Consider the following 22,452-nt stretch of genomic DNA (forward strand, 5'->3'; position numbering starts at 1 on the left):
TAAAAAAATAGGCAGATGTAAATCTGCCTATTTAAATTTTATGAGGTGTAGTTTAATATCTTGTTACAATGGTTTTCTACCAGATATGATATTGTAGAGGATTGCAATAACGGCGATAACGAGCAAAATATGAATTAAGCTACTGGTTCCAATTCCTTCCACGATTCCGAAAAAGCCTAGAATCCAAACCAAGATACAAATTACGGCAATTAGCCAAAGTATACTTCTCATAATAGTTGTGGTTTTGATGTTATGATACTAATATACTAAAGATATTGGCTAAATAATATTAAAATGTTAGTTTTTAAGCTTTTGAAGTGTTTATTATTAAATTTTACACAAAAATATTATTCCAATTCCTTCTTCAGAAATCTCGCTGTATGGCTTTTTTTGTTTTTAATGATTTCCTCAGGAGTTCCTTCGGCAATGATTTGTCCTCCACCTTTTCCGCCTTCATAACCCACATCGATAATGTGATCTACTGTTTTAATAACATCCAGATTGTGTTCTATAATTACTACGGTATTTCTTTTATCCACCAATTTGTTGAGCACTAACATCAATACCCGAATATCTTCAAAATGCAACCCTGTGGTAGGTTCGTCCAAAATGTAAAAGGTGTTACCGGTATCTCGTTTACTTAATTCGGTAGCCAATTTAATACGTTGGGCCTCGCCCCCAGAAAGCGTGGTGCTCTGTTGTCCAAGAGTGATGTATCCCAGACCTACATCCTTTATTGTTTTTAGCTTTTTATGGATTTTAGGAATATGTTCAAAAAACTCGGCTGCTTCATTAATGGTCATGTTCAGGACGTCACTAATGGATTTGCCTTTATAGCGAATTTCAAGGGTTTCCCTATTAAAACGTTTCCCTTGGCAGGTTTCACATTCTACATAAACATCTGGTAAAAAGTTCATTTCAATCACGCGAACACCTCCTCCTTGGCAGGTTTCGCAGCGCCCTCCTTTAACATTAAAACTAAAACGACCAGGTTTGTAGCCACGGATCATAGCCTCCGGTACTTTGGCAAACAAACTGCGTATTTCACTAAAAGTTCCAGTGTAGGTGGCAGGGTTGCTTCTTGGGGTACGCCCAATTGGTGATTGGTTGATGTCGATGACTTTATCAATATGCTCCAAGCCTTTAATGCTTTTGTAAGGCATTGGTTTTTTTACCCCGTTAAAGTAATGTGCATTCATAATAGGGTAGAGGGTCTCGTTAATCAAAGTCGATTTTCCACTTCCTGACACCCCAGTAACACCAATCATTTTTCCAAGAGGGAAGGTTACAGACACATTTTTTAGGTTGTTCCCCGTACAGCCTTTTAATACAATAGATTTACCATTGCCTTCACGACGTTTTTTAGGAACTTCAATCTCCTTACAACCGTTAAGGTAGTCGGCGGTAAGTGTATGATGGGTTTTGAGTTCTTCGGGACTTCCAATACTTATAATTTCTCCGCCATGTTTTCCTGCTTTAGGACCAATATCGATGACGTAATCGGCACGTTCTATCATGTCCTTATCGTGTTCAACCACAATCACAGAGTTTCCTATATCCCTCAGGGATACCAAGGAATTGATTAATTTTTCGTTGTCTCGTTGGTGCAGTCCAATACTGGGCTCATCCAAAATATAGAGAACACCAACCAATTGCGATCCAATTTGAGTGGCTAAACGAATACGTTGTGCTTCACCTCCAGAAAGCGATTTTGAGCTGCGGTTTAAGGATAGGTAATCTAACCCTACATCCAATAAAAACTGAAGACGGGCTTTAATTTCCTTAATGATTTCTTCTGAAATTTTAAGCTGTTTAGCACTAAGGTGGTGGTGTAAATCTGCAAACCATTGGGACAAATCAACAATGTCCATATGGGCCAAATCGGCAATGCTCAACTCGTTTACTTTGAAGTATAGAGATTCTTTTCGTAGTCGAGACCCCTCACATTCGTTACAAACTACCTTATCCATATATTCCTTAGCCCATCGTTTTAGGGATGTTGAATCGGAATTGTGGTACTGGCTTTCTATAAATTTGGCAACCCCTTCGAAATCGATTTTATAATCGCGGGTCACGCCTAAAGTTTTACTTTGAACAGAGAATTTTTCATTCCCTCCATAAAGGATCATTTGTTTTGCCTCTTCGGGAATGTCCTTGTAAGGTGTATTAAGGTCAAAGTTGAAACGTTGCCCAATAATTTCCAATTGTTTGAAAATCCAACTGTTTTTCTGTGGTCCATGAGGCGCTAAAGCACCATTTTTAATGGAAAGTGTATCGTCTGGAACAATCTTCTTTTCATTTACTTGGTACAATCTACCAATGCCATTGCACTTTGGACAGGCGCCTTTGGGCGAGTTGAATGAAAAGTTGTTGGGTTCCGGATTTGGGTAGGAAATTCCAGAGGAGGGACACATTAAATTTCTACTGAAATAACGCGCTTCTTGGGTGTCTTGATCTAAAACCATCAATACATCATCTCCATGGTACATGGCTGTATTTATGGTTTCTGTTAAGCGTTTATCGTTATCTGTACTGTCATCTATTTTAAGTCTGTCAATGACAATTTCTATATCGTGGGTTTTGTAGCGGTCAAGTTTCATGCCTTTAACAAGGTCCTTGATTTCTCCATCGGTACGGACTTTTACAAAGCCCTGTTTGGCAATTTGTTCGAAGAGCTCGCGGTAGTGTCCTTTACGAGACCTAATTACCGGGGCAAGTATGTTAATGCGCTTGTCTTTGTAGCTTTCGGTGATGAGTGCTTTAATCTGTTCATCGCTGTAGCTCACCATTTTCTCACCAGTATTGTAGCTGTAGGCGTCGCTAGCCCTTGCAAATAGTAACCTAAGGAAATCATAGATTTCAGTAATGGTTCCTACGGTAGATCGCGGCGATTTACTAGTGGTTTTTTGTTCGATGGCAATTACAGGAGATAGGCCATCGATCTTATCAACGTCTGGACGTTCCAGACCCCCCAAAAATTGACGGGCATAGGCCGAAAAGGTTTCGATATAGCGGCGCTGTCCTTCAGCGTAAATGGTGTCGAAGGCCAAAGACGACTTCCCACTTCCAGAAAGTCCTGTAATGACTACCAGTTGTTCCCTGGGGATGGTAACATCGATGTTTTTTAAATTGTGCACACGGGCACCCTTAACTTCTATATGTTCTTCAAATGCACTCATAAAATTGGCAAAGTTGCAAAGGTACAGATAATGCTGTGAAAAACGAAGTTTCAGGAGTTTTCAGTAATGTTAATTGTTGTAAAAGTGATATTTATAGTTGTGGCATTTTATGCAGATAATAGGAAAGACGATAGCAGGATTTATAATTTGTAGTGTTCATAATTGCTCTAAAAATTATTATACTTGTGAATGGCGTTGAAATCACGCCAATAAAGATTTTGAATTGATTGAAATAACCAGATAAAAAAGATACAGCATATGAAATTATTAGGAATAGGGTCTAGAATTGACCATCCGGAATTGGGTAAAGGGGTTGTAACCAACGTAACCTCCAAGCATTATTGGGTGACTTTCATTGAAAATGGTTTGGAAACCATAGACTTGGATAGCGAGTTTGAAATCATAGAAGCTACCGAAGATGATGTGGATACGGTTAGTTTTGCAGAAGTTGAAAGTAGTCTGGTGCAAATTTTAAAGCGTTGGAGCGATGTCACGGAAGTCGTCCCAATTGCTGATAAATGGAAGGGAGGTACCATGATTTTACAACCCGAGGATAGTTCGTTACAAAGCAAAGAAATCCCGATAGATAGTTTTTTTCATAAAATTACCATGGTCCGTGACCGCTTAAGGGTAATGGAACAAAAAATTAACAGTAGTGATCTTGGAGAGAGTGAAAAAATAGACTTGCAACAATATATTACTAGAATATATGGTAGTTTGACGACGTTTAATGTATTGTTCAAATTAAAAACGCAGCAATTTGTGGGGCAGAAATCCAAAAAATAAAGTTTGTTTTTCTATTTGGTTCCCACAACATCATTAAGCTGAATGCCAAATACCATAAATTTGTGAAAAGTAGGAAGTTGGGCCCCACTTTCGGTGGTGGTCCAATCGTTCCAAGACATTTCAATGCCTCCAAATGGAAGTTGGTCTGTCCACATTTTTAGGCTTTTGGGAAACCCATTGGCATCTAGTTTCCATACATAAGCCTCTTCTGGAGAATAGGTAACCAAAAGACCTTTACTGCCGTCTTCCAATGTAGCAATGTGACGTGTTACTCCTTCGTCAAAAACAGTGTAGGGGGCCACCAACCAAAAAGAGTCATTTTCATAAAAAGATATCGCTTCGTTTAATAATTCATCACCAGTATCTCCTTCAACTCTAAAATTATGAACGTAGCATTTACTTTTGTTGTAGTCGGATAAATCAAGGTCTACTTTGTATTCTTGCCAGTACACAGTGCACGTGTGTTCTTCCTTGTTCCATTTATAGTGTCGTCGTCTTTTATGGGTCCATTCAATAATGTTTGTGTTTTGAAAGGCCTCATAATTTAATGCTTTAAGCATATTTTTAGCCATGGCATCGCCAGCTTCACTTTGAGTAGCGGCAGGAAGGGGTTCACCATATTTAAAATAGGCAAAACCAAAAAGTAGGAGACTTGGTAACGTGAAAAAGATGATGACACCGATGATTATTTTTAAGGGTTTGCTCAATCGCATATAAGTTGATATTTGTTCAATTATGGAGACTCCATTGTTTCGGGGCTGGTCTCGAGTTCAACATTCTTGGGGATTTTCCTGCCAAGGTAGTTTCCTTTAAATGTAATGGTTTTTTTTTATTGAAATAAATTAATACGCTCAGCATCAAAATGTGTCGACTAATAGCCGAGTGCTGTATCGTCACCTCTATGGTCGGCGCCACCTTCTAAAGTGCCGTTGTCAAGCACTAAAATGGCATCAACCCTAGCGGAAATAGGAGGCGCTGTTTCATTGATAGGGTAACCTTGGGCTTCCAATTGGTTTTTCAGGGAATCGGGAAATAAATTAACTTCCATTCTAATTTCGTCAGGTAGCCATTGGTGGTGGAAACGCGGTGCATCTACGGCTTGTTGCATACCCATCCCAAATTCTTCAACATTCAAAATGGTTTGCAATACCGAAGTGATAATGGTAGAGCCCCCTGGTGTACCTAGCACCATAAAAAGCTTTCCATTTTTCTCAACAATGCTTGGAGTCATGGCACTTAACATGCGTTTTTGTGGGGCAATGCTATTGGCTTCGGCTCCTAAAAGACCATAGCTATTGGGGACTCCTGGTTTACTGCTAAAGTCATCCATTTCGTTGTTTAGGAAAAAGCCAAGCTCTTCAACATACAGTTTGGAACCATAAGCGCCATTAAGGGTTGTGGTCACAGAAACAGCATTTCCAAAGCTGTCTACAATAGAATAATGCGTGGTTTCATTGCTGCCAAACCCTACAATATTTCCATAGGAAAGGGTCTTTGAATCCGTAGGGGCTTCAAAAGAAAAATTAGCCATACGTTGGTTTAAATAGTCAGTATCTAGAAGTATTTTTGTTGGAATATCCACAAAATCAGGGTCTCCTAAATAGAAACTTCTGTCGGCATAGGCACGTCGTTCGGCCTCTACCAAAACTTGAATGGTTTTTAGGGAATTATGGCCATAAGATTTGAGATCGAAGGGTTCCACCATTTTCATGATTTGTCCCAAACAAATGCCGCCACTGGAGGGAGGCGACATTGATGTAATTTGCAAATCGCCGTATTGAAATGTAATAGGGGCACGCCACTTGGCCTGATAAAGCGCCAAATCTTCCATTGTTATCACGCCTCCTTTGTCTATTAAGAAATTGACTATTTGTTGAGCTGTTTGTCCCTTATAGAATTCTTCTGGCCCATTTTGTGCAAGTCGCTCCAAAGTATGGGCTAGGGCCAAATTTTTAAGGGTGTCTCCAACTTTAAGAGTAGAAGAAAATAAAATTTCCTTTCCATTTACAGTTTTAAAGATACTATCGTAGGTGTCGAAGCGCTCCTTTTGGTATTGGGTAATTTTAAATCCTTTTTTAGCTAGGTCTATTACAGGGGTAAGAATGTCTTTTACGGGAAGAGCCCCAAATTTTTTATGGGCACTAAAAAGTCCTGCAACAGTGCCTGGCACCCCTACGGCAAGCGGGCCTACGGTGCTTTTGTTGGGAATCACATTCCCTAAAGAATCCAAATACATATCTCTGTAGGCTGCTAAGGGCGCTTTTTCCCTAAAGTCCAGAGCGCCTTTGTCTCCGTTGTTTAACCGGTAAACCATAAATCCGCCTCCGCCCAAATTTCCAGCATACGGAAAAGTGACTGCCAAGGCCATTTCGGTAGCCATCATAGCATCAAAAGCATTACCACCTTTTTGGAGAATTTCTACTCCTATTTTAGAAGCTTCTTCTCTTGCAGAGACTACCATAGCATTTTCGGTAATAAGGCCTCTGTGAACTTTGGCAGCATCATCTGTACAGGAAAATATACAAATCCCCAAGAGTAGAAAAGGCAAAAGATGTTTCATGAAGAAGGATGGTGTTGGCGTTGTAGTTGTATAAGTTTGTCCTTTGAAAACACTCTGAGCTGTTCAAAAAAATCAGTGAATTCAGTTTCAAATTCAGTGTAATACAATTTCAATTCATAAGTTGCAGCATGCATTCCGGATTTGTGGTTGGTACGTCTGTTCATACCATTCAGCACCCGTTGTATGCCTTCTATTTCGGCATAGCTCACCAACCAATTGTCTGCAATCATGTAGGGCATAAGGTGTTTGGTCCTAGAAGTAAGCAATGCTCCGTGAGTAGTAAGGCTATCATAAAAGTCCTCTACATATTCATGGAGCGGTGTGTTGGAATACTGTGACCAATTTTTTGCCAAAAAATGATCATAGAGGATGTCTACAATAACACCACTATAATGGCTATAGTTGGGATGCAAACGCTTGGTGCTTTGCCTTACAATGGGGTGTGCGTCTGTAAAAGTGTCGATTTCCCGATGCAATAAAATGCCTATTTGAATATCCAAGGGGTAAGTTTTGTACTGGGACCCTTTTATACCATCGGCCATAAAATTACCTATACGGACAAGTTCGTCGTCTCCAGAGAGATAGATGTGAGCAAGAAAATTCATTAGGGTAATTTACAAATTAGATGCGATACTTTGCAGATAGTTTTAAGAATTTGAATTGTTATCTTTGCTGAAATCAACAATACAAACATATGACACTTATAAAATCAATTTCAGGAATTCGCGGTACTATAGGCGGTGCAGTTGGTGATAATTTAACACCAATTGACGCTGTAAAATTTGCTTCGGCTTATGGTACTTGGCTCAAACAACAACGTCAAAAAGACCAGCATACGGTGGTGGTTGGTAGAGATGCCAGAATTTCGGGAGACATGATTCAAAATTTAGTTATGAATACTTTGGTTGGGCTAGGAATTCATGTGGTGGACCTTGGCTTGTCTACAACGCCAACGGTAGAGGTAGCGGTACCTATGGAACATGCCGACGGAGGAATTATCCTAACAGCCAGCCATAACCCAAAACAATGGAATGCCCTAAAATTATTGAATGCCAAAGGTGAATTTTTAAGTGGTGCCGAAGGTGCTAAAATTTTGGAAATTGCAGAACAGGATCGTATGACTTTTGCCGCTGTAGACAGTCTTGGGTACATTAGTAAGAATGGCGCTTACATCGATTTGCATATCGACGAAGTTCTAAAATTGGACTTGGTGGATGCCAATGCTATTAAAGCGGCTAAATTTAAAGTGGTTGTGGATGGCGTGAATTCTACGGGCGGAATAGCAGTCCCTTTATTATTGGAGCGATTGGGCGTAGAAACCGTAAAATTGTATTGCGAACCTAATGGGCAATTTCCGCACAATCCCGAACCCTTAAAGGAGCATTTAACCGATCTTTCCGAGGCAGTGGTAAAAGACCATGCCGATTTGGGGATTGTAGTAGATCCAGATGTGGACCGCTTGGCTTTTATGGATGAGCGCGGAGAGATGTTTGGGGAAGAATATACCCTAGTGGCCTGTGCTGACTATGTGTTGGGGAAAACACCAGGAAATACGGTGAGCAATATGAGTTCTACGCGAGCCTTGAATGATATTACCAAACAACATGGCGGTAGCTATGAAGCCAGCGCTGTGGGAGAGGTCAACGTTGTAGCCTTGATGAAGCAGAATAATGCCATAATTGGAGGTGAGGGTAATGGTGGCATCATTTATCCTGAACTGCATTACGGAAGGGATGCCTTGGTAGGAATTGCTTTGTTCTTGAGTTTGTTGGCAGGAAAGAAACAATCTGTTAGCGAATTGAGAGCGTCTTATCCAAACTATTTTATGAGCAAGAAGAAAATAGAGTTGACTCCAGAATTGGATGTGGATGCTATTTTAAAAACCATGGTAGCAACCTATGCTCAAGAAAACATCACAACCATAGATGGTGTTAAGATTGATTTTGCTAACTCTTGGGTACATTTAAGAAAGAGTAACACGGAGCCTATCATTAGAATTTACACGGAAGCACCTTCTCAAGGAGAAGCCGATACCCTAGCGGATAGGTTTATTGCTGAAATTAAAGCAATCGCGAACAGTTAGAAAACCATAAAACTTACTATAAAAAAGAGCTCCAAATTTGAGCTCTTTTTTTATGTTTAGGACTGAAATTCCTGAGGGACTTTATCTCTATGTTTCCAACGTTTGTGGGTCCATAAATAATACTCTGGAGCTTCTTCTATTTGCGCTTCTACCAATTTGAAATATAGATCGGTAATGGTATAATTGTCATATTCCTTCGGATTTAAAGTAATTGTTTCAAATGTGGTTTGGTAAAACCCTCTTTTTAGACGCTTCGTTTTAAAGAATATAACAGCTAGATCCAAACGTTTGGCTAACATCTCAGCACCGGTATGCATTGGTACTCGAATCCCCATAAAGTCACCCCAATGAAATGCCTTATTGGGTTTTGGGGTTTGGTCGGCTACAAAACCACAAATAATCTGTTGCTTATTGGTTTTGGCCTTCATCAATACAGGAATGGTTTCCTTAGTAGTAATTAAATAACTATTGTATTTGGCTCTAATTTCTTTGATTAATTCATCAAAGTATTTGTTGTTTAAGCGCTTGTATATGGCATATCCTTTTACATCTACAAAGGTTTGCAGTACAAAAATCCACTCCCAACTTCCGTAATGAGCACACATTAGTGCAATGCTCTTACCGTCCTTTACCGTATTTTGAATGAGGTCTACATTGGTGAAGGTGAAACGTTTTCTCATTTCTTCCTCGGTAATCGACATCGATTTAAGAGCCTCCACAATCATATCGCATAAATGATGGTAAAACTTTTTGGTGATGGTATTGATCTCTTCATCGGATTTATTCGGGAAGACCAAATTCAGATTTTCTTTAACAACTTTTTTTCTGTAGCCCACAATGTAGTATAACAGAACATAGATACAGTCGGAAAGGGCATAAAGCAGTCTGAAAGGTAATTTGGAAATTAACCAGATAAATGGGTAAACCAAAATGTAGACAAGAAATTGCATTTTTTAGTATTAGATTTGCAGCAGCAAATATATGTTATAATATAAATATACCTCTTGAGTTTATGGATTTAAGTTTAGTGACCATCATCATTATTGCGGCCAATGTAATAGTATCCTATAAAGGTTTTGGCGATTATGGCTTTTTTGAACGCTATAAATTTAATGTAGGAGGCATCAAGAGGGGAGAGCAGATCAGGATGTTCAGTTCTGGGTTTTTGCATGCGGATACGATGCATCTTTTCTTAAATATGTTTACCCTGTACTTTTTTGCTGATACTGTTATCAAAGAGCTCGGGAATTTACATTTTATCATAATTTATATTTGTAGTTTGATTTTGGGAAGCTTGTTTTCCTTGTTTTTTCATAAGGATGAATATTATTATAGTGCCGTTGGTGCCAGTGGAGCGGTAACTGGTGTGTTGTATTCTTCAATTTTATTGGATCCTACTGAACCTCTTTATTTGATGTTTATTCCCATTCCTATACCAGGTTATATTTTTGGGATTGGTTATTTGCTATATTCAATCTATGGAATGAAAAATCGTGTAGGTAATATTGGTCATGATGCCCATTTTGGTGGCGCTGCAGGAGGTTATTTGGTGACACTTATTTTGGCACCTTATTTATTGCAGACCAGTTTATCGATGGTGTTGCTTTTGGCAGTCCCAATTATTATTCTGTACGTCATGCATAAAACAGGAAAGCTATAAAACAAAAAAAAGTCTTCAATATTGAAGACTTTTTGTTTGTTAATGTTTGATGAAAGAACTTAATCTAAAAGCTCTGCAATTTTAGCTTCCAAAGCAGGTCCTCTCAAGTTTTTGGCAACGATGATTCCGTTTTCATCCAAAATATAGGTAGAAGGAATTGATCTGATATTGTACTGCTGTGCCACGGGATCTTGGAAATATTTTAAATTAGATACATGGTTCCAAGTTAAGTTGTCTGTTTCAATGGCTTTTAACCAACGATCTTTTTGACCTTCTTTATCCAAGGATACTCCAATAATCTCTAAGCCTTTATCATGGTATTTTTCATATACTTTAACCACATTAGGGTTTTCTCTACGGCAAGGACCACACCAAGAGGCCCAAAAATCGATAATGGTAGCTTTACCTCTTAAATCCTTTAAAGCAACAACATTGCCGTTAGTATCGGGAGCTGAAAATTCTGGTGCAGGTTTTCCTATTTCCAAATATGCTGTTTTAGCAGTTTCTTGTTCCTTTTGTTTTATTTTACCCCCAACAACTACACCGTATTCTGAGTTTTTGATGTCGGCATCCAAAGCGTTGTAAGCCTTGGTGATCTTGTCTAAATCGCTATCTCTTCCTTGAATTAAAGATTCAATCAATAAAAGAGAGAAAAAAGTAGGCTCTTCGGTTTCAAGAAAATTATATGGGTAGTCCTGCATTTTGGTTGTCAGCTTTGCAAGGTCTTTTCTTGCCTTGGCAATAGCTGCAGTATCTTTTGTTTGACTGGCTTTTCTAAAATCGGAAGTGATGCTCTGGCGCTCCAATGACATGGTTTTCATAACCTCATTATAGTTTGAAAACACTTCGTTGGAATGGCTTCCCGTTACTTTGGAGGCATGCAAGCTGTCTTTGTAAACGGTAGCTTCAAAAAGGGCATTTTCCATTAGGATTGGTTTTAAACCATTCACGTTATCTATGGAAAGGAACCACAATTTAGGAGAAGCGATAGTACCTTCAAATTTAAATTTACCATCCATTACAACCGCAGTATCCTGAGGCGTTGGTCTGCCGCGGTCATCCATGGTATTTAAGTAAACACGAATACCGTTAACAACACCATCGGCGGTTCCGTCAATGACATAACCATCGTGTTTCTCTGGCGATTTACATGCTGTAATAAGTAGGGAAAGAGATAATACACTAAGTATTTTTTTCATTGTTCTTTATATTTTTGAGTTGCACAAATATAATAAGTCTCACTACAGAAAGGCAACCATTTTAAGTAGAAACCCTAAAGAATTGGTTTGCTTTTGGGCAGAAACAGCAATTTTGCAATACATTTGCCTAAAAATTATTTGTCATGTCTCATAATGATACTATAGTAGCTTTGGCTACACCATCAGGAAGTGGCGCTATTGCTGTGATACGTTTGTCTGGTCCAGAAGCCATTAGTGTTGCTTCCGGGGTGTTTAGATCTGTTTCTGGAAAGGAATTGTCCAAACAACGTACCCATACGGTTCATCTAGGTCATATTGTGGACAATGACAAAGTGGTGGATGAAGCTTTGGTAACCATTTTTAAAAACCCGAATTCCTATACGGGAGAGGATGTTATTGAAGTGTCTTGCCATGGTAGTGTCTACATTCAGCAGGAAATCATCCAATTGTTCTTGCGTCGTGGTTGCAGAATGGCCAATGCGGGGGAGTTTACCCTTAGGGCATTTTTAAATGGTAAACTAGATTTGAGCCAAGCAGAAGCTGTAGCCGATTTAATTTCCAGTGACAATGAAGCATCACATCAAGTAGCCATGCAGCAGATGCGCGGTGGGTTTTCTTCGGAAATTGCCAAATTGCGTGAAGAACTGTTAAACTTTGCTTCTTTGATAGAATTGGAATTGGATTTTTCGGAAGAAGATGTAGAGTTTGCCGATAGAAGTCAGTTTAAGGAATTGGTGGAGCGCATTGTTTTTGTATTGAAACGATTGATTGATTCCTTCGCGGTTGGAAATGTCATCAAGAATGGAATTCCTGTAGCCATTGTAGGCGAACCTAACGTTGGAAAGTCTACATTATTGAATGCTCTACTAAATGAAGAGCGTGCCATTGTAAGTGACATTGCAGGAACCACTAGAGACACCATTGAAGATGAAATTTCTATTGGAGGTATCGGTTTTAGGTTTATCGATACGGCCGGAATCCGGGATACTAAAGATGTTGTGGAGAGCATTGGGATTAAAAAGACTTTTGAAAAAATAGAACAGGCCCAAGTGGTAATTTATTTGTTTGATAGTACTCAATACCAAGAACAAAGTGCCAAGTTTAAGGTAGAGCTTGAAAAAATTAAAAACAAATACCCACAAAAACCACTGATTATTTTAGCCAACAAAGTGGATAAAATCGATGCCGACCAACAGGCTAAAATGAGAGCGGAAATTCCTGAAATACAAATGCTGTCTGCCAAGACGGGAGAAGGGGTGGAAGACTTGACCAAAAACCTTCTCGATTTAATTAATACAGGAGCGTTGCGGAATAACGAAACCATCGTTACCAATTCACGCCACTACGACGCCCTGTTAAAAGCTTTTGAGGAAATCCAAAAGGTAAAATACGGTTTGGAAACGGGATTGTCTGGCGATTTGTTGGCGATTGATATACGACAAGCCTTATATCATTTTGGAGAAATAACTGGGCAAGTCACTAATGATGAATTATTAGGAAATATCTTTGCTAATTTCTGTATCGGCAAATAATCTTGCATAGCTTTACAAAAGAAAATATCTAAAACCCTTATAAAATAAGGGTTTTTTTGTATTTGTGTTTTTCGTGATTTTTCGAAAATAATCCATTTTTTGTTAAATTTTGTACCTCAATTGTACCTTTTGTTATAATTTATTCATATGTTTGGTAAAAATATGTCGTATGTTTTTAATATGATACTTTATGACCTTTATATAACCATTTTTAATTTTTAAATAATTGAAAATTAAATAATTAAAAAATGAATAGTTGACGTATGTTAGTTTCTAAAAAATGTACTTTTTGTGGCAAGAATTTTAAAGCAAAGACTTTGAAAACGAGTTATTGTAGTCATGCCTGTAATCAGAAACATTATAAAGAAAAGGAGAAACAAAAGAGACGTCAAGAGAGAATTTCAGAAGGGAAGATGGTTGCTCAGTCTTTTCAGAGCATTTTGGAAGATATAAAGGTCAAAGAGTTCTTAAGTTTAAAAGACGCTTCCTATTTATTGAATGTAAGTTTGTCGACCATAAAGCGGGTGACAAAATCAGGTGAACTGAAAAGTTTTAATATTGGAAGCAGAGTTGTGATCTCTCGAGAAGCTATAAATGAATACTGCAAAGCTTCCCAAGAAAGAAAGATGCGAAAAGCGCAGGATGAAAAACCTGTAATATCAAATAAGGTTCGCTTTTTTAATAAAAAGAATTATTATTCAATTGGTGAGATTCCTAACTATTATCATTTATCTCTTAAATCAGTCGAACGCCATATCAAGGCAAATGGGATTGAGAAACTTAAAAAGGGGAGGAATGTATATGTATTAAAAACAGATATAAAAAAACTTTTAGGAGTACCAACTAAAACAGAAATCGATGGTTAATGTAACATTAAGGCAAAAAAAAATAGCGAACAACAAATCTAGTTTGTATTTAGATTTTTATCCCGCAATCATAAATCCTGAAACAGGTAAGGAAACGAGACGGGAGTTTTTAAAGCTTAAAATATATAATGACCCAAAAACCGAAATAGAAAAGGCTCACAATAAAGAAACTATTGAGTTTGCTCAACTGATTAGATCAAAGAGACTGGTTCAGCTCCGCGATAAGGAATATGGATTTAAGGAGAATGTGAATTTGAACATTAATTTTGCGGCATTTTATGAAACAATGGTCGAGGAATATATGGATAAAGGAAGTTGGAATAATTATTTGGCATGGAATGCTTCTTTGAAGTATTTCAAAGCTTTTGCAGGTACCAAATTAAAGACAACTGATTTGACCCTTCTACATGTCAAAAAATTTAGAGAATTTCTGTTGAAAACAGATAATTTAAGAACAGGTAAAAAAAAGCTGTCTAGAAATTCAGCGGGCTCCTATTACAAAAAATTCATCAGGGTTCTAAAGGAGGCCTATAAACAAAATCTAACAGAGACCAATTTAGCATTGCATGCAGAGTATATCAAGGAAGAGGAGACCCATAGAGAATATTTAACTGAAGAAGAATTAGGCATTCTATGGAATACAGAGATTAAGGATGAAAAAATTAAGCATATGGCGTTTTTTTCTGCATTAACTGGATTGAGGTTTGTGGATATAGAAAATCTTCATTGGGAAAAGATTTATAATGATAAACATCAGGGGTGTTATGTACAGTTGAGAGAAAAGAAAACAAATAACTTATTTAATCATCCTATTTCAGAAACAGCATATGAGATTTTGATGTTGCAACCCACAAGAGAAGGTAAGGTATTTGCAGGTATAAAATATTCTCAAATAGTGAGACCATTAAAAAAGTGGATAGAGGATTCAGGAATAAATAAGAAGATCACTTTTCATAATTTCAGACACAGTTATGCAACCCTTCAACTGGCTAATGGTACTGATATCTATACGGTTTCAAAATTGCTCGGGCATAAGAATGTTTCCACAACTCAAATATATACAAAGGTGTTGGATAAGAATAAAGTAGAAGCGGCAAACAGAATAAAATTAAACTTGAATGGGTTATCTTAAAACGTATAATTATTTCTATACTAAAGCAAATAATATAGTTAAAAGGAAATTAGTGGAAGAATTTCAGGAAGCAAAAAAGAAAAGTAAGAATTATAATACTCTTCATAATAACATATTGAATTGGATAAATAGTTATAGGAAAGAAAGCTTTTCAAATGAGTTTGAAACTAAATATAAAGAGCCCTTTTTAATTTTTAAAAATAGAGGAGAATTTTATGAAAGCGATAATCCAGAAGATTTAATTAAATGGGTTTTAGAAGGTGAAATGGAAAACTGTTATGATAATAACAGGTATCCTTATAAAAAGTTTGTGGCTGATTTGGCGTTATCACAAAGTTTAGAGGATATCAGTAGGCATTTTCAAAATTACCGTTTGTATTATCAATTGGTTTATAGATCTGGTATGTACGAGTATTTTTATTTGAAGGATTTCGAGAGGATACTTCCAGAATCTTCTGTTGAGTATAAAACTATGAGGAATAGTTTGTATTCTGAGCGTGCTAAGGAAGAACTCAATCTTCCAGATACATTGCCTAAATCCATTGAAAAATATACGCCAAAAGAACTAGAGGATATTAGCAAGGTTAATAGTAAATTGAAATTATTTAATAATGATGAAAAGTTGTTGTTATTGAATATTTTAAAAACGCATGGGGGTGATATGTCAACGGCTGAATTCATTAGAATCTGTTTAATCACAAATGGGTTGTTTGATTATAAAATTTTCACAGGTGTGGATTATAAGAACACGGCCATTTATAGAAAGGTTAGTGAGGGGGTGAGCTATAGTGAAAAGATATATAATGAAGAATTTTTAAATGAACTAAAATTCAAATTAGAAGGGATGAATGTTCCTATTATTTCTCAAGAATTGAATAGGCTTTTGGCGAAAAAGACATTTCGCATTACATAGTAAAACAAATAAAATAAAAAGAAAATAGGCTAGGAATAGACTGTTTGTCTTAATGTAAAAGCTCAACTATTAGATAGTTGGGCTTTTTTTTGTTTATGCGAACGGCATGCGAAACCCTTTAGCAGGAGTGATAAAAGTCTAAACTTTGCTCGAGCTAGAAAGAGTTTCTGGCATTAATTAAAATAAGCATTATTATGCATAAACCAATTTTTATGCTTGACGAGGAAGGGATAAATCACCTTGTTGAGCAAATTACCGAGAGGCTACAAAAGACCTCTATTTTTTCAAACAGTGTTAATGAGGATGAGCTCCTTACAATTGATGAGGCTGCCTCTGTTATTAAATTAACAAAGCCTACTGTCTATGGACTGGTCCATAGAAACAAAATTCCCTATAGTAAAAAGGGGAAAAGGTTATACTTCCTAAAATCGGAGTTAATGGAATGGATTGCATCTGGAAAAAGAGCATCTAAATTAGATATCCATTCCAGGGTGGATGAATATCTTGCCAAAAACAGAATTGTTTAATTAAATAAAGCAAATTAAGAATGCAATTCGTAGAAAACAAAAAGGCGTTATCTCAATCTGAGATCAACCAATTGTTCGATAAATTTTTTGTAGATGCCTCAAGGGCTCAAGTGGAGCATGGTCATATTTCACTTGTTTATCGGACAATTCAAAGTTTGATAAATCTAGTTCGTTTGATTTATGGTAAACTACAAAAGGACCCAAGATTTAATTGGGTGATAATTCAAAACGATATTGATGAATTATACCGGAAAGATAATTCTATTAACCAGTATAATATCACCCTAATAATTGAAGAGAGTGATGAACCAAATATAGGTTCACTTGTGTATCTAATTAAAAAATCAACCATATGAAAAAAGAAAGTATAACCATTAGAGTAAGTGAGGAACTAAATCAAGACCTGGAAATCTATGCCATGCTTCACGAAAAACCAAAATCCGAAATTATCAGAGAGGGAATAGAGAATCTTTTAGGAACTAATGTGACTCAAGAGTTAAAGAATGATACTATAGTTAAAATTGAAAACAGACCTAACCTAAATCTAGTACAGTCATTGTCTTTTACTGAACTTATCTTTTGGATTTATAGGAAGCGAGAGGATCCAGAAATAAATGAAGGGACAGAATTTTATATTCAACATATCAAGTTGTTGAGAAAAATGAATAACCATCCTCTTTTTACCCCTGAGATTTTGATTGAGTTTAATAAGGTACTAGCAGAGTTAGAGACCTATGTGTGGGGAGAGGAATGGTATGATAGTGATTTTAGTTTTCCTAAGAATAATCCAGGAGGGTTTGACTATGAAAAATTAGCCTATTTCATGCATACCATAAGATATGATGAAGATAATAATCGGGTCGTTGAAATTGATTGATTTTTAGAGTATGAGAGATAGAGTTATCGACAAATCAGATGATATAGAAGTTGTGTCGTCTGAAAGTATGTTAAATGAAACAATAGAGAGATTGAATTATATAATCTCTCTATTGCCAAATGAATACAGAGATTTAATTGAGCAGGGCTTTTTACATAAAAGAATCCCCAAGGAGTATACTTTGAGTTCTATACTGTATGCAATATCCACAGCAACAGGTCTTACTTTTTTTGTTAAAGGATTGGGGTATAAAAATTATGGTAATTGTTACCATACAATAATAGGAAGCAGAGGAGATGCTAAAACCGAAGCTATTAAATTGGCCATACGCCCGATAAAAGAAATGGATGACAGGGATTATGATGATCACCTCTCTGAAATGGGGAGTTATGAGGAGGAAGAGCCTCCTCCCGTTAGAAAACAAATGTTGATTCAAAATGCGTCAATTGAGGCAGCGTATAAAATTCATTCGGAAAATCCGAATGCAATTGGAATTTCAATGGATGAGATCTATGGGTTGATTGAGAAAATGTCCAGTTCTTCAAGTCGAGATGGTAAAGAATGGAGAAATTTTTTTCTTGAAGGCTATACTAACGGGCATATAGACATATCTCGGAAAACGACCGATAGCTATAGGATTAAGGAAACGTATCCAACACTAATAGGTGGATTACAACATCAATTTCTTCCTTTTCTATTTGCTCACGGCAATTTGGAAAGCGGATTTATAGATAGGCTATTGTTCACCCCAAAGTTAACCCACAGTAATAAGTTAACTTTAGGAGATGTTGATTCTGAAGTACTAGACATGTATGCTTCTTCCATTAAAAATGTATTAGCATACAAAAGGCAAAGTGAAAGACCAGAAGAGACAAACAAGCAGTTTGAAATAACCATGTCTCCTCAAGCTGAAGATAGGCTGTTTAGGTATACGCAGGAATTGATTGTAAGACAAAGTAAGGCGCAATCGATAATTAAGGAGTACATGTCTAAAATGCAGATCTCAATTCAAAAATTATGCATCAATGTCTTTATTATGAAGCATGCCGCCAACTCTACGTTTGGTACTGTCATGGGGGCTGACATAGTGCATTTGGCTATTCAATTAAATGAGTTTTACTTTCTTAATTTTCAGATGCTTTTTGAGCAAGGTTTGAAATCTAAAAATGTATTACCAAAAGTTGAGGATGTAATACAATTGGCAGTGAAAAATAATGCCTCACAAAAGGCGGTAGCTGAAATTACAGGTTTAAACAAAAGTACCATATCAAAAAAATGGCCAAAGAACTAAAAGCAACCTGCAACTGGAAACTCAATTATTTCTTAAACATCGGTTTAAGGGATAGAAAATCAATGCTCTATGAGGATATATTCTATTTTATTGAGTTTCCAGTTTCCAGATGTTATGGTGGTAAAGTGACATGATTTGATTTTATTATCTATGTAATACAAATGTCTTACAAAATGTAATACAATACTGTAAGACAGATTTAAATGCGGACTATATTTGCTACATTCTCTAAGCTCCTATGGAATAAGAACTAACAGAGTTGTTAGTAAGGATTACGGTAATCCTCATAATAATTCTATCCTTTTTTAGTATTTTGGTGCTATAAAATCAACTAGGATGTTTTGCAGCATTTAGGACATGGTTTCTTCCTGCCACATGTATGCAAAAGTATTAGCTTTATCCATAATAGCAGTCATCTTATGTGTTTTATCGTTACTTAAACAAACTTATTGAATGAGGAAAATTTTACACATTTTATTGATTTTTTTTAGCATAACAATTTGTGCTCAAAATGATTTTGCGACTATTAATGTTTATAGAACAAAAGCCTTTACAATAGGGTGTAATGATTGCGTAAAAATTCTTCTTAATGATGTTTATTTAACACCAATTGATAATGGCGGGCATTTAGAATTGAAAATTTTCAATATCAAACCTACAAAACTCACGATAACAGATGGAAAAACTTATAAAGAAGACGTAAGCTTAAATTTGAGGAATGGACAAATTTATTACTTCAAAGTTAAAGCAAGAACACCTAGGGCATTAGGGTTTAGATTAGAAAAAGAAACGAAGCCTGTTACCAAAAAATTAGATTCAGATAGATTTATTGCCTTAAGTGATATGGGGATTTTAGATAATGACTTTTCAAGAAGACCAGATACGGATTGGACAAAGTCAAACCTTAAAAAACACTGGGCAGAAAACGGATCAGAAGATATTGAAGGGATTTATGAGAAAATAGGAACTTCTTTAGAATATGAATTAGCTGTATTAAAGGAACAAAATGAATACAAGATAATTTATCTCTCAGGAGCTAGTGGAACCAACTGGAATGAAGGTGATATAAAAGCTACTTTAATTAAAACCGCCCAATTTGGTATTTTCAAAGCAGACTGGTTTATGTTAAATAAATCATACAACAAAGACATAATTCTCTCTTTTGATAAAGCTACAATGTCTTGTTTATCTGAAAATGGGAGGGACAAAGACATGTATCTGAAAATTTATCCGACATATGATGAAGCAAGTAATTCATTAACAACTGAATGGAAAAGTTCGGGAACAGGATTTTTTATCGATAAAAAAGGCTATTTAGTTACTAATTACCATGTGGTTAATGAAGGGAATGTTTTTGAAGTTGATCTAACAATTAAAGGAAAAACAAAATCATACGAAGCGGAAATAATAAGTACAGACCGACAAAATGATTTGGCTATTTTAAAAATCACAAGTTCTGATTTCGAGCCATTGGATAATTTAAATTACAATTTTAACACGAACATTCAGGATGTTGGTTCTTCTGTTTTTGCTCTTGGCTATCCTTTAACTCAAATAATGGGAAACGAAATAAAATTTACGGATGGAAAAATAAGTTCTAAATCTGGATTTCAAGGAGATATTACTACATATCAAATTTCTGTTCCAATACAACCTGGAAATAGTGGGGGGCCTTTGTTTGATGAAAAAGGAAATTTAGTGGGGATAACATCATCTGGTATAAATAAACAGTTAGCTGATAACGCAAACTATGCAATTAAAACAAGTTATTTAAAACTATTGGTCGACTCGACAGACAATAAAATTGACTTACCTAACAATTCAACACTTGAAAGTAAAGGTTTGACAGATCAAATAAAGACTTTATCGGAATATGTTGTTATGATTAAAGTAAAATAGGGAATTTAGGGTAATAATAATTGGGTACATTTTTTGGGGGATTTGTGATTGAAATATGTAATCCCATTGAAATAAACTTCTGTTCTAAGCATGTAATACAAACGGCTTACAATAATTTGAGTTCAAATATTTAGAAATCTATGACGTCATGTGTTACAATTGTAATACAAGTTCAATTAGCCAGATACTACTTTTTAAGATTCCTCTTTTATTATTGGCATTTAGTTATCAAAAAGGAATACACATCAGAAAGAAAGATCATCATAAAAATAAACAAAAAGAGCCCTTTAAAAGGGGCTCTCTTTAGGTGGAAGTATTAGAACTTCCATTAACCAACCGTTTCAAAAATAACCAAAAAAGGTATGTTTAAAAAATAAACTTGGCTAACTCTCCCTATTAACATTGCACAAAGCCCATAAATATTGCCTCACAAAAAGCCGTAGCTGAAATTTCAGGTTTAAATAAAAGCACCATATCAAAAAAAATGGCCCAAAAACTAAAAGCAACATGAAACTGGAAACTCAATTATTCCTTAATTATCTGTTTAAAGGATAGAAAATCAATTCTGTATGAGGATATATTCTATTTTATTGAGTTTCCAGTTTCCAGTTGTTATGGTGGTTAAGTGACATGATTTCCTTATCAATGTAATACAAGTGTCTTACAAAGTGTAATACATTATGTATTACAATTGTGTAAGACAAGTTTAAATGCGGATAACTTTCCTAAATATTCTCTAAGCTCCTACGAAACAATGTTTAAAGAAGAAATTGGCGCACTAGATACTATTCCGAAAAAACTAAATAAAAAAAATATCGAGAGTTTTTGACCCTCGATATTTAAACTTTACACACTTAGTGAGATACTACCTTAATTTATTAGTGCTTCCAATAATCTGAACCCTTGGAATATTTTATATAAAATTTGTCCGTGTCATAGTATTTAAAATAACTTGTCGATAAAGAACCTTTTTGGCCACAAAACTCTTTATGTTTAGTTTCGAAAAATTCCGATTCAGGATAGTTGGTGATTTTCGAAACGTAAAATTCATTTGTCACCTCTTTTAGGTTGCCATTTATCTCATACGTGATTCTATTACTAAATACAATAGGACTTTCATTTTCTGAATATGATACCGTCTTTATTTCTTTTTTCTTGGATATTTGAATAAATCGCAATTTCTTATTAAAGCCTCGTTTATTGAGTATTCAGAAACTCTTTTTGTTGTTTTTGATGGGATGCAAATTATAGAATCTTCGATTGTAGAAACAGAATACCCAACAGATGAGCTAAGATTAGCGGAACTTGAACTTTGAATTTGGTTTGTCTGTATATTATTATATACGTTTACCCCAGTTACTGCAACAGAACCAATTGATGTATTAGAAGTCGAAGCTGAATTGCTCTCAGATGTTGTAAATGTTCTATTTTTGAAATAATCGTATGCAAAACCATTTAAAATGAAATTACACTCATTTAGTTTGATATAAATCTTACTGTCAGTTTTATTGTAAAAATTGAAACCAATATTACCGCCATGAGACCAAAGATTATATGTTATTTTGCAATTTTCATCTTCAAAAAATAGCATGTCGGACTTGGTTATTGATTCATTTGTTGGTTTTACATCATAAAGTTGATAGAAAGGTGTTTTTGCACAGGATGACAAAGTTAAGACTGTGCCAACTGTGTAAAGTAAATTTCTAAATTTCATAGTTCAATTATTTTAATTTGTATTTCTGGTTGTCTTTTATTCAATATTGAATGTTTTTACTATTTCATTTTGTTGATTTTCAAGTTGGATGCCTTGTAATTATTCTTGACATTTGAAAGAAGCCAACTGTATTTGGTCTTGGTTTATATAGGGTTATTTTGGGCAAAAATAGTTGTTTCTTCCTGCAAAAAACAGCTTTTTCTTACGATTTATTTTTGTTTTTTGTATATCAGA

The 22,452-nt window shown here is 35.8% G+C and carries 20 protein-coding genes; 12 read left to right on the forward strand and 8 right to left on the reverse strand.

The genetic code is table 11. The features are described from left to right. Positions 1-63: 63 nt before the first annotated feature. Positions 64-231 (reverse strand): lmo0937 family membrane protein, encoded by a 168-nt coding sequence (locus RBH95_RS07775; protein ID WP_307902123.1) that lies wholly within the window; start codon positions 229-231, stop codon positions 64-66. Between the two features lie 116 nt (positions 232-347). Next, complete coding sequence (gene uvrA / locus RBH95_RS07780) at positions 348-3,179, reverse strand: excinuclease ABC subunit UvrA (RefSeq protein WP_307902124.1); 2,832 nt, start codon at positions 3,177-3,179, stop codon at positions 348-350. Positions 3,180-3,437: 258 nt separating this feature from the next. Here uvrA and RBH95_RS07785 point away from each other — a divergent pair, with 258 nt between their 5' ends. After that, on the forward strand, positions 3,438-3,965 hold the full coding sequence (locus RBH95_RS07785) for a hypothetical protein (protein ID WP_307902125.1): 528 nt from the start codon (positions 3,438-3,440) through the stop codon (positions 3,963-3,965). 11 nt (positions 3,966-3,976) lie between these two features. Here the strand turns inward: RBH95_RS07785 and RBH95_RS07790 are convergent, their stop codons facing one another. The 3 genes from RBH95_RS07790 to RBH95_RS07800 form a co-directional block, all read right to left on the reverse strand. After that, a complete protein-coding gene (locus RBH95_RS07790) occupies positions 3,977-4,678 on the reverse strand; it encodes a hypothetical protein (protein ID WP_307902126.1) in 702 nt (233 codons plus the stop codon). A 158-nt stretch (positions 4,679-4,836) separates the two neighbouring features. Continuing rightward, positions 4,837-6,525: a gamma-glutamyltransferase gene (ggt, locus tag RBH95_RS07795; protein WP_307902127.1), complete on the reverse strand. Its 1,689-nt coding sequence runs from the start codon at positions 6,523-6,525 to the stop codon at positions 4,837-4,839. Beyond that, the gene (locus RBH95_RS07800; RefSeq protein WP_307902128.1) at positions 6,522-7,130 is read right to left on the reverse strand and encodes an acyl carrier protein phosphodiesterase; all 609 of its coding nucleotides are present in this window, start codon (positions 7,128-7,130) and stop codon (positions 6,522-6,524) included. The genes ggt and RBH95_RS07800 overlap by 4 nt, the downstream gene beginning before the upstream one ends. An 89-nt stretch (positions 7,131-7,219) precedes the next feature. Here RBH95_RS07800 and glmM point away from each other — a divergent pair, with 89 nt between their 5' ends. Then, on the forward strand, positions 7,220-8,608 hold the full coding sequence (gene glmM, locus RBH95_RS07805; RefSeq protein ID WP_307902129.1) for a phosphoglucosamine mutase: 1,389 nt from the start codon (positions 7,220-7,222) through the stop codon (positions 8,606-8,608). Between the two features lie 56 nt (positions 8,609-8,664). On the opposite strand, the gene RBH95_RS07810 is transcribed toward glmM, so the two are convergent. Continuing rightward, on the reverse strand, positions 8,665-9,558 hold the full coding sequence (locus tag RBH95_RS07810; protein ID WP_307902130.1) for a lysophospholipid acyltransferase family protein: 894 nt from the start codon (positions 9,556-9,558) through the stop codon (positions 8,665-8,667). A gap of 62 nt (positions 9,559-9,620) precedes the next feature. Between RBH95_RS07810 and RBH95_RS07815 the strand changes: the two genes are divergently transcribed. Next, positions 9,621-10,268 (forward strand): rhomboid family intramembrane serine protease, encoded by a 648-nt coding sequence (locus tag RBH95_RS07815; RefSeq protein WP_307902131.1) that lies wholly within the window; start codon positions 9,621-9,623, stop codon positions 10,266-10,268. Positions 10,269-10,327: 59 nt separating this feature from the next. Here the strand turns inward: RBH95_RS07815 and RBH95_RS07820 are convergent, their stop codons facing one another. Continuing rightward, on the reverse strand, positions 10,328-11,467 hold the full coding sequence (locus tag RBH95_RS07820; protein WP_307902132.1) for a TlpA disulfide reductase family protein: 1,140 nt from the start codon (positions 11,465-11,467) through the stop codon (positions 10,328-10,330). Between the two features lie 143 nt (positions 11,468-11,610). On the opposite strand from RBH95_RS07820, the gene mnmE reads away from it, so the two are divergent. The 9 genes from mnmE (at position 11,611) to RBH95_RS07865 (ending at position 20,504) form a co-directional block, all read left to right on the forward strand. Then, positions 11,611-12,999 (forward strand): tRNA uridine-5-carboxymethylaminomethyl(34) synthesis GTPase MnmE, encoded by a 1,389-nt coding sequence (gene mnmE, locus RBH95_RS07825; RefSeq protein WP_307902133.1) that lies wholly within the window; start codon positions 11,611-11,613, stop codon positions 12,997-12,999. 263 nt (positions 13,000-13,262) lie between these two features. Next, the gene (locus tag RBH95_RS07830) at positions 13,263-13,865 is read left to right on the forward strand and encodes a helix-turn-helix domain-containing protein (protein WP_307902134.1); all 603 of its coding nucleotides are present in this window, start codon (positions 13,263-13,265) and stop codon (positions 13,863-13,865) included. Positions 13,866-13,908: 43 nt separating this feature from the next. Further along, complete coding sequence (locus RBH95_RS07835; protein ID WP_374047821.1) at positions 13,909-14,997, forward strand: site-specific integrase; 1,089 nt, start codon at positions 13,909-13,911, stop codon at positions 14,995-14,997. After that, entirely contained in the window at positions 14,984-15,910 is a 927-nt protein-coding gene (locus tag RBH95_RS07840; RefSeq protein ID WP_307902136.1) for a hypothetical protein, read from the forward strand. The genes RBH95_RS07835 and RBH95_RS07840 overlap by 14 nt, the downstream gene beginning before the upstream one ends. A 212-nt stretch (positions 15,911-16,122) precedes the next feature. Beyond that, the gene (locus RBH95_RS07845) at positions 16,123-16,437 is read left to right on the forward strand and encodes a helix-turn-helix domain-containing protein (protein ID WP_307902137.1); all 315 of its coding nucleotides are present in this window, start codon (positions 16,123-16,125) and stop codon (positions 16,435-16,437) included. Positions 16,438-16,457: 20 nt separating this feature from the next. After that, positions 16,458-16,793, forward strand: a complete 336-nt coding sequence (locus RBH95_RS07850; protein ID WP_307902138.1) for a hypothetical protein — start codon at positions 16,458-16,460, stop codon at positions 16,791-16,793. Continuing rightward, positions 16,790-17,314 (forward strand): ribbon-helix-helix domain-containing protein, encoded by a 525-nt coding sequence (locus tag RBH95_RS07855; RefSeq protein WP_307902139.1) that lies wholly within the window; start codon positions 16,790-16,792, stop codon positions 17,312-17,314. Before RBH95_RS07850 ends, RBH95_RS07855 begins: the two co-directional genes overlap by 4 nt. 10 nt (positions 17,315-17,324) lie before the next feature. Next, complete coding sequence (locus RBH95_RS07860; protein ID WP_307902140.1) at positions 17,325-18,605, forward strand: DUF3987 domain-containing protein; 1,281 nt, start codon at positions 17,325-17,327, stop codon at positions 18,603-18,605. A 453-nt stretch (positions 18,606-19,058) separates the two neighbouring features. Then, positions 19,059-20,504, forward strand: a complete 1,446-nt coding sequence (locus RBH95_RS07865) for a S1C family serine protease (protein ID WP_307902141.1) — start codon at positions 19,059-19,061, stop codon at positions 20,502-20,504. A gap of 1,141 nt (positions 20,505-21,645) precedes the next feature. Here RBH95_RS07865 and RBH95_RS07870 read toward each other — a convergent pair. Beyond that, positions 21,646-22,218: a hypothetical protein gene (locus tag RBH95_RS07870; RefSeq protein WP_307902142.1), complete on the reverse strand. Its 573-nt coding sequence runs from the start codon at positions 22,216-22,218 to the stop codon at positions 21,646-21,648. Positions 22,219-22,452 lie beyond the last annotated feature (234 nt).

The sequence above is a fragment of the Mangrovimonas sp. YM274 genome, from assembly GCF_030908385.1.
Taxonomy (GTDB): Bacteria; Bacteroidota; Bacteroidia; order Flavobacteriales; family Flavobacteriaceae; genus Mangrovimonas_A.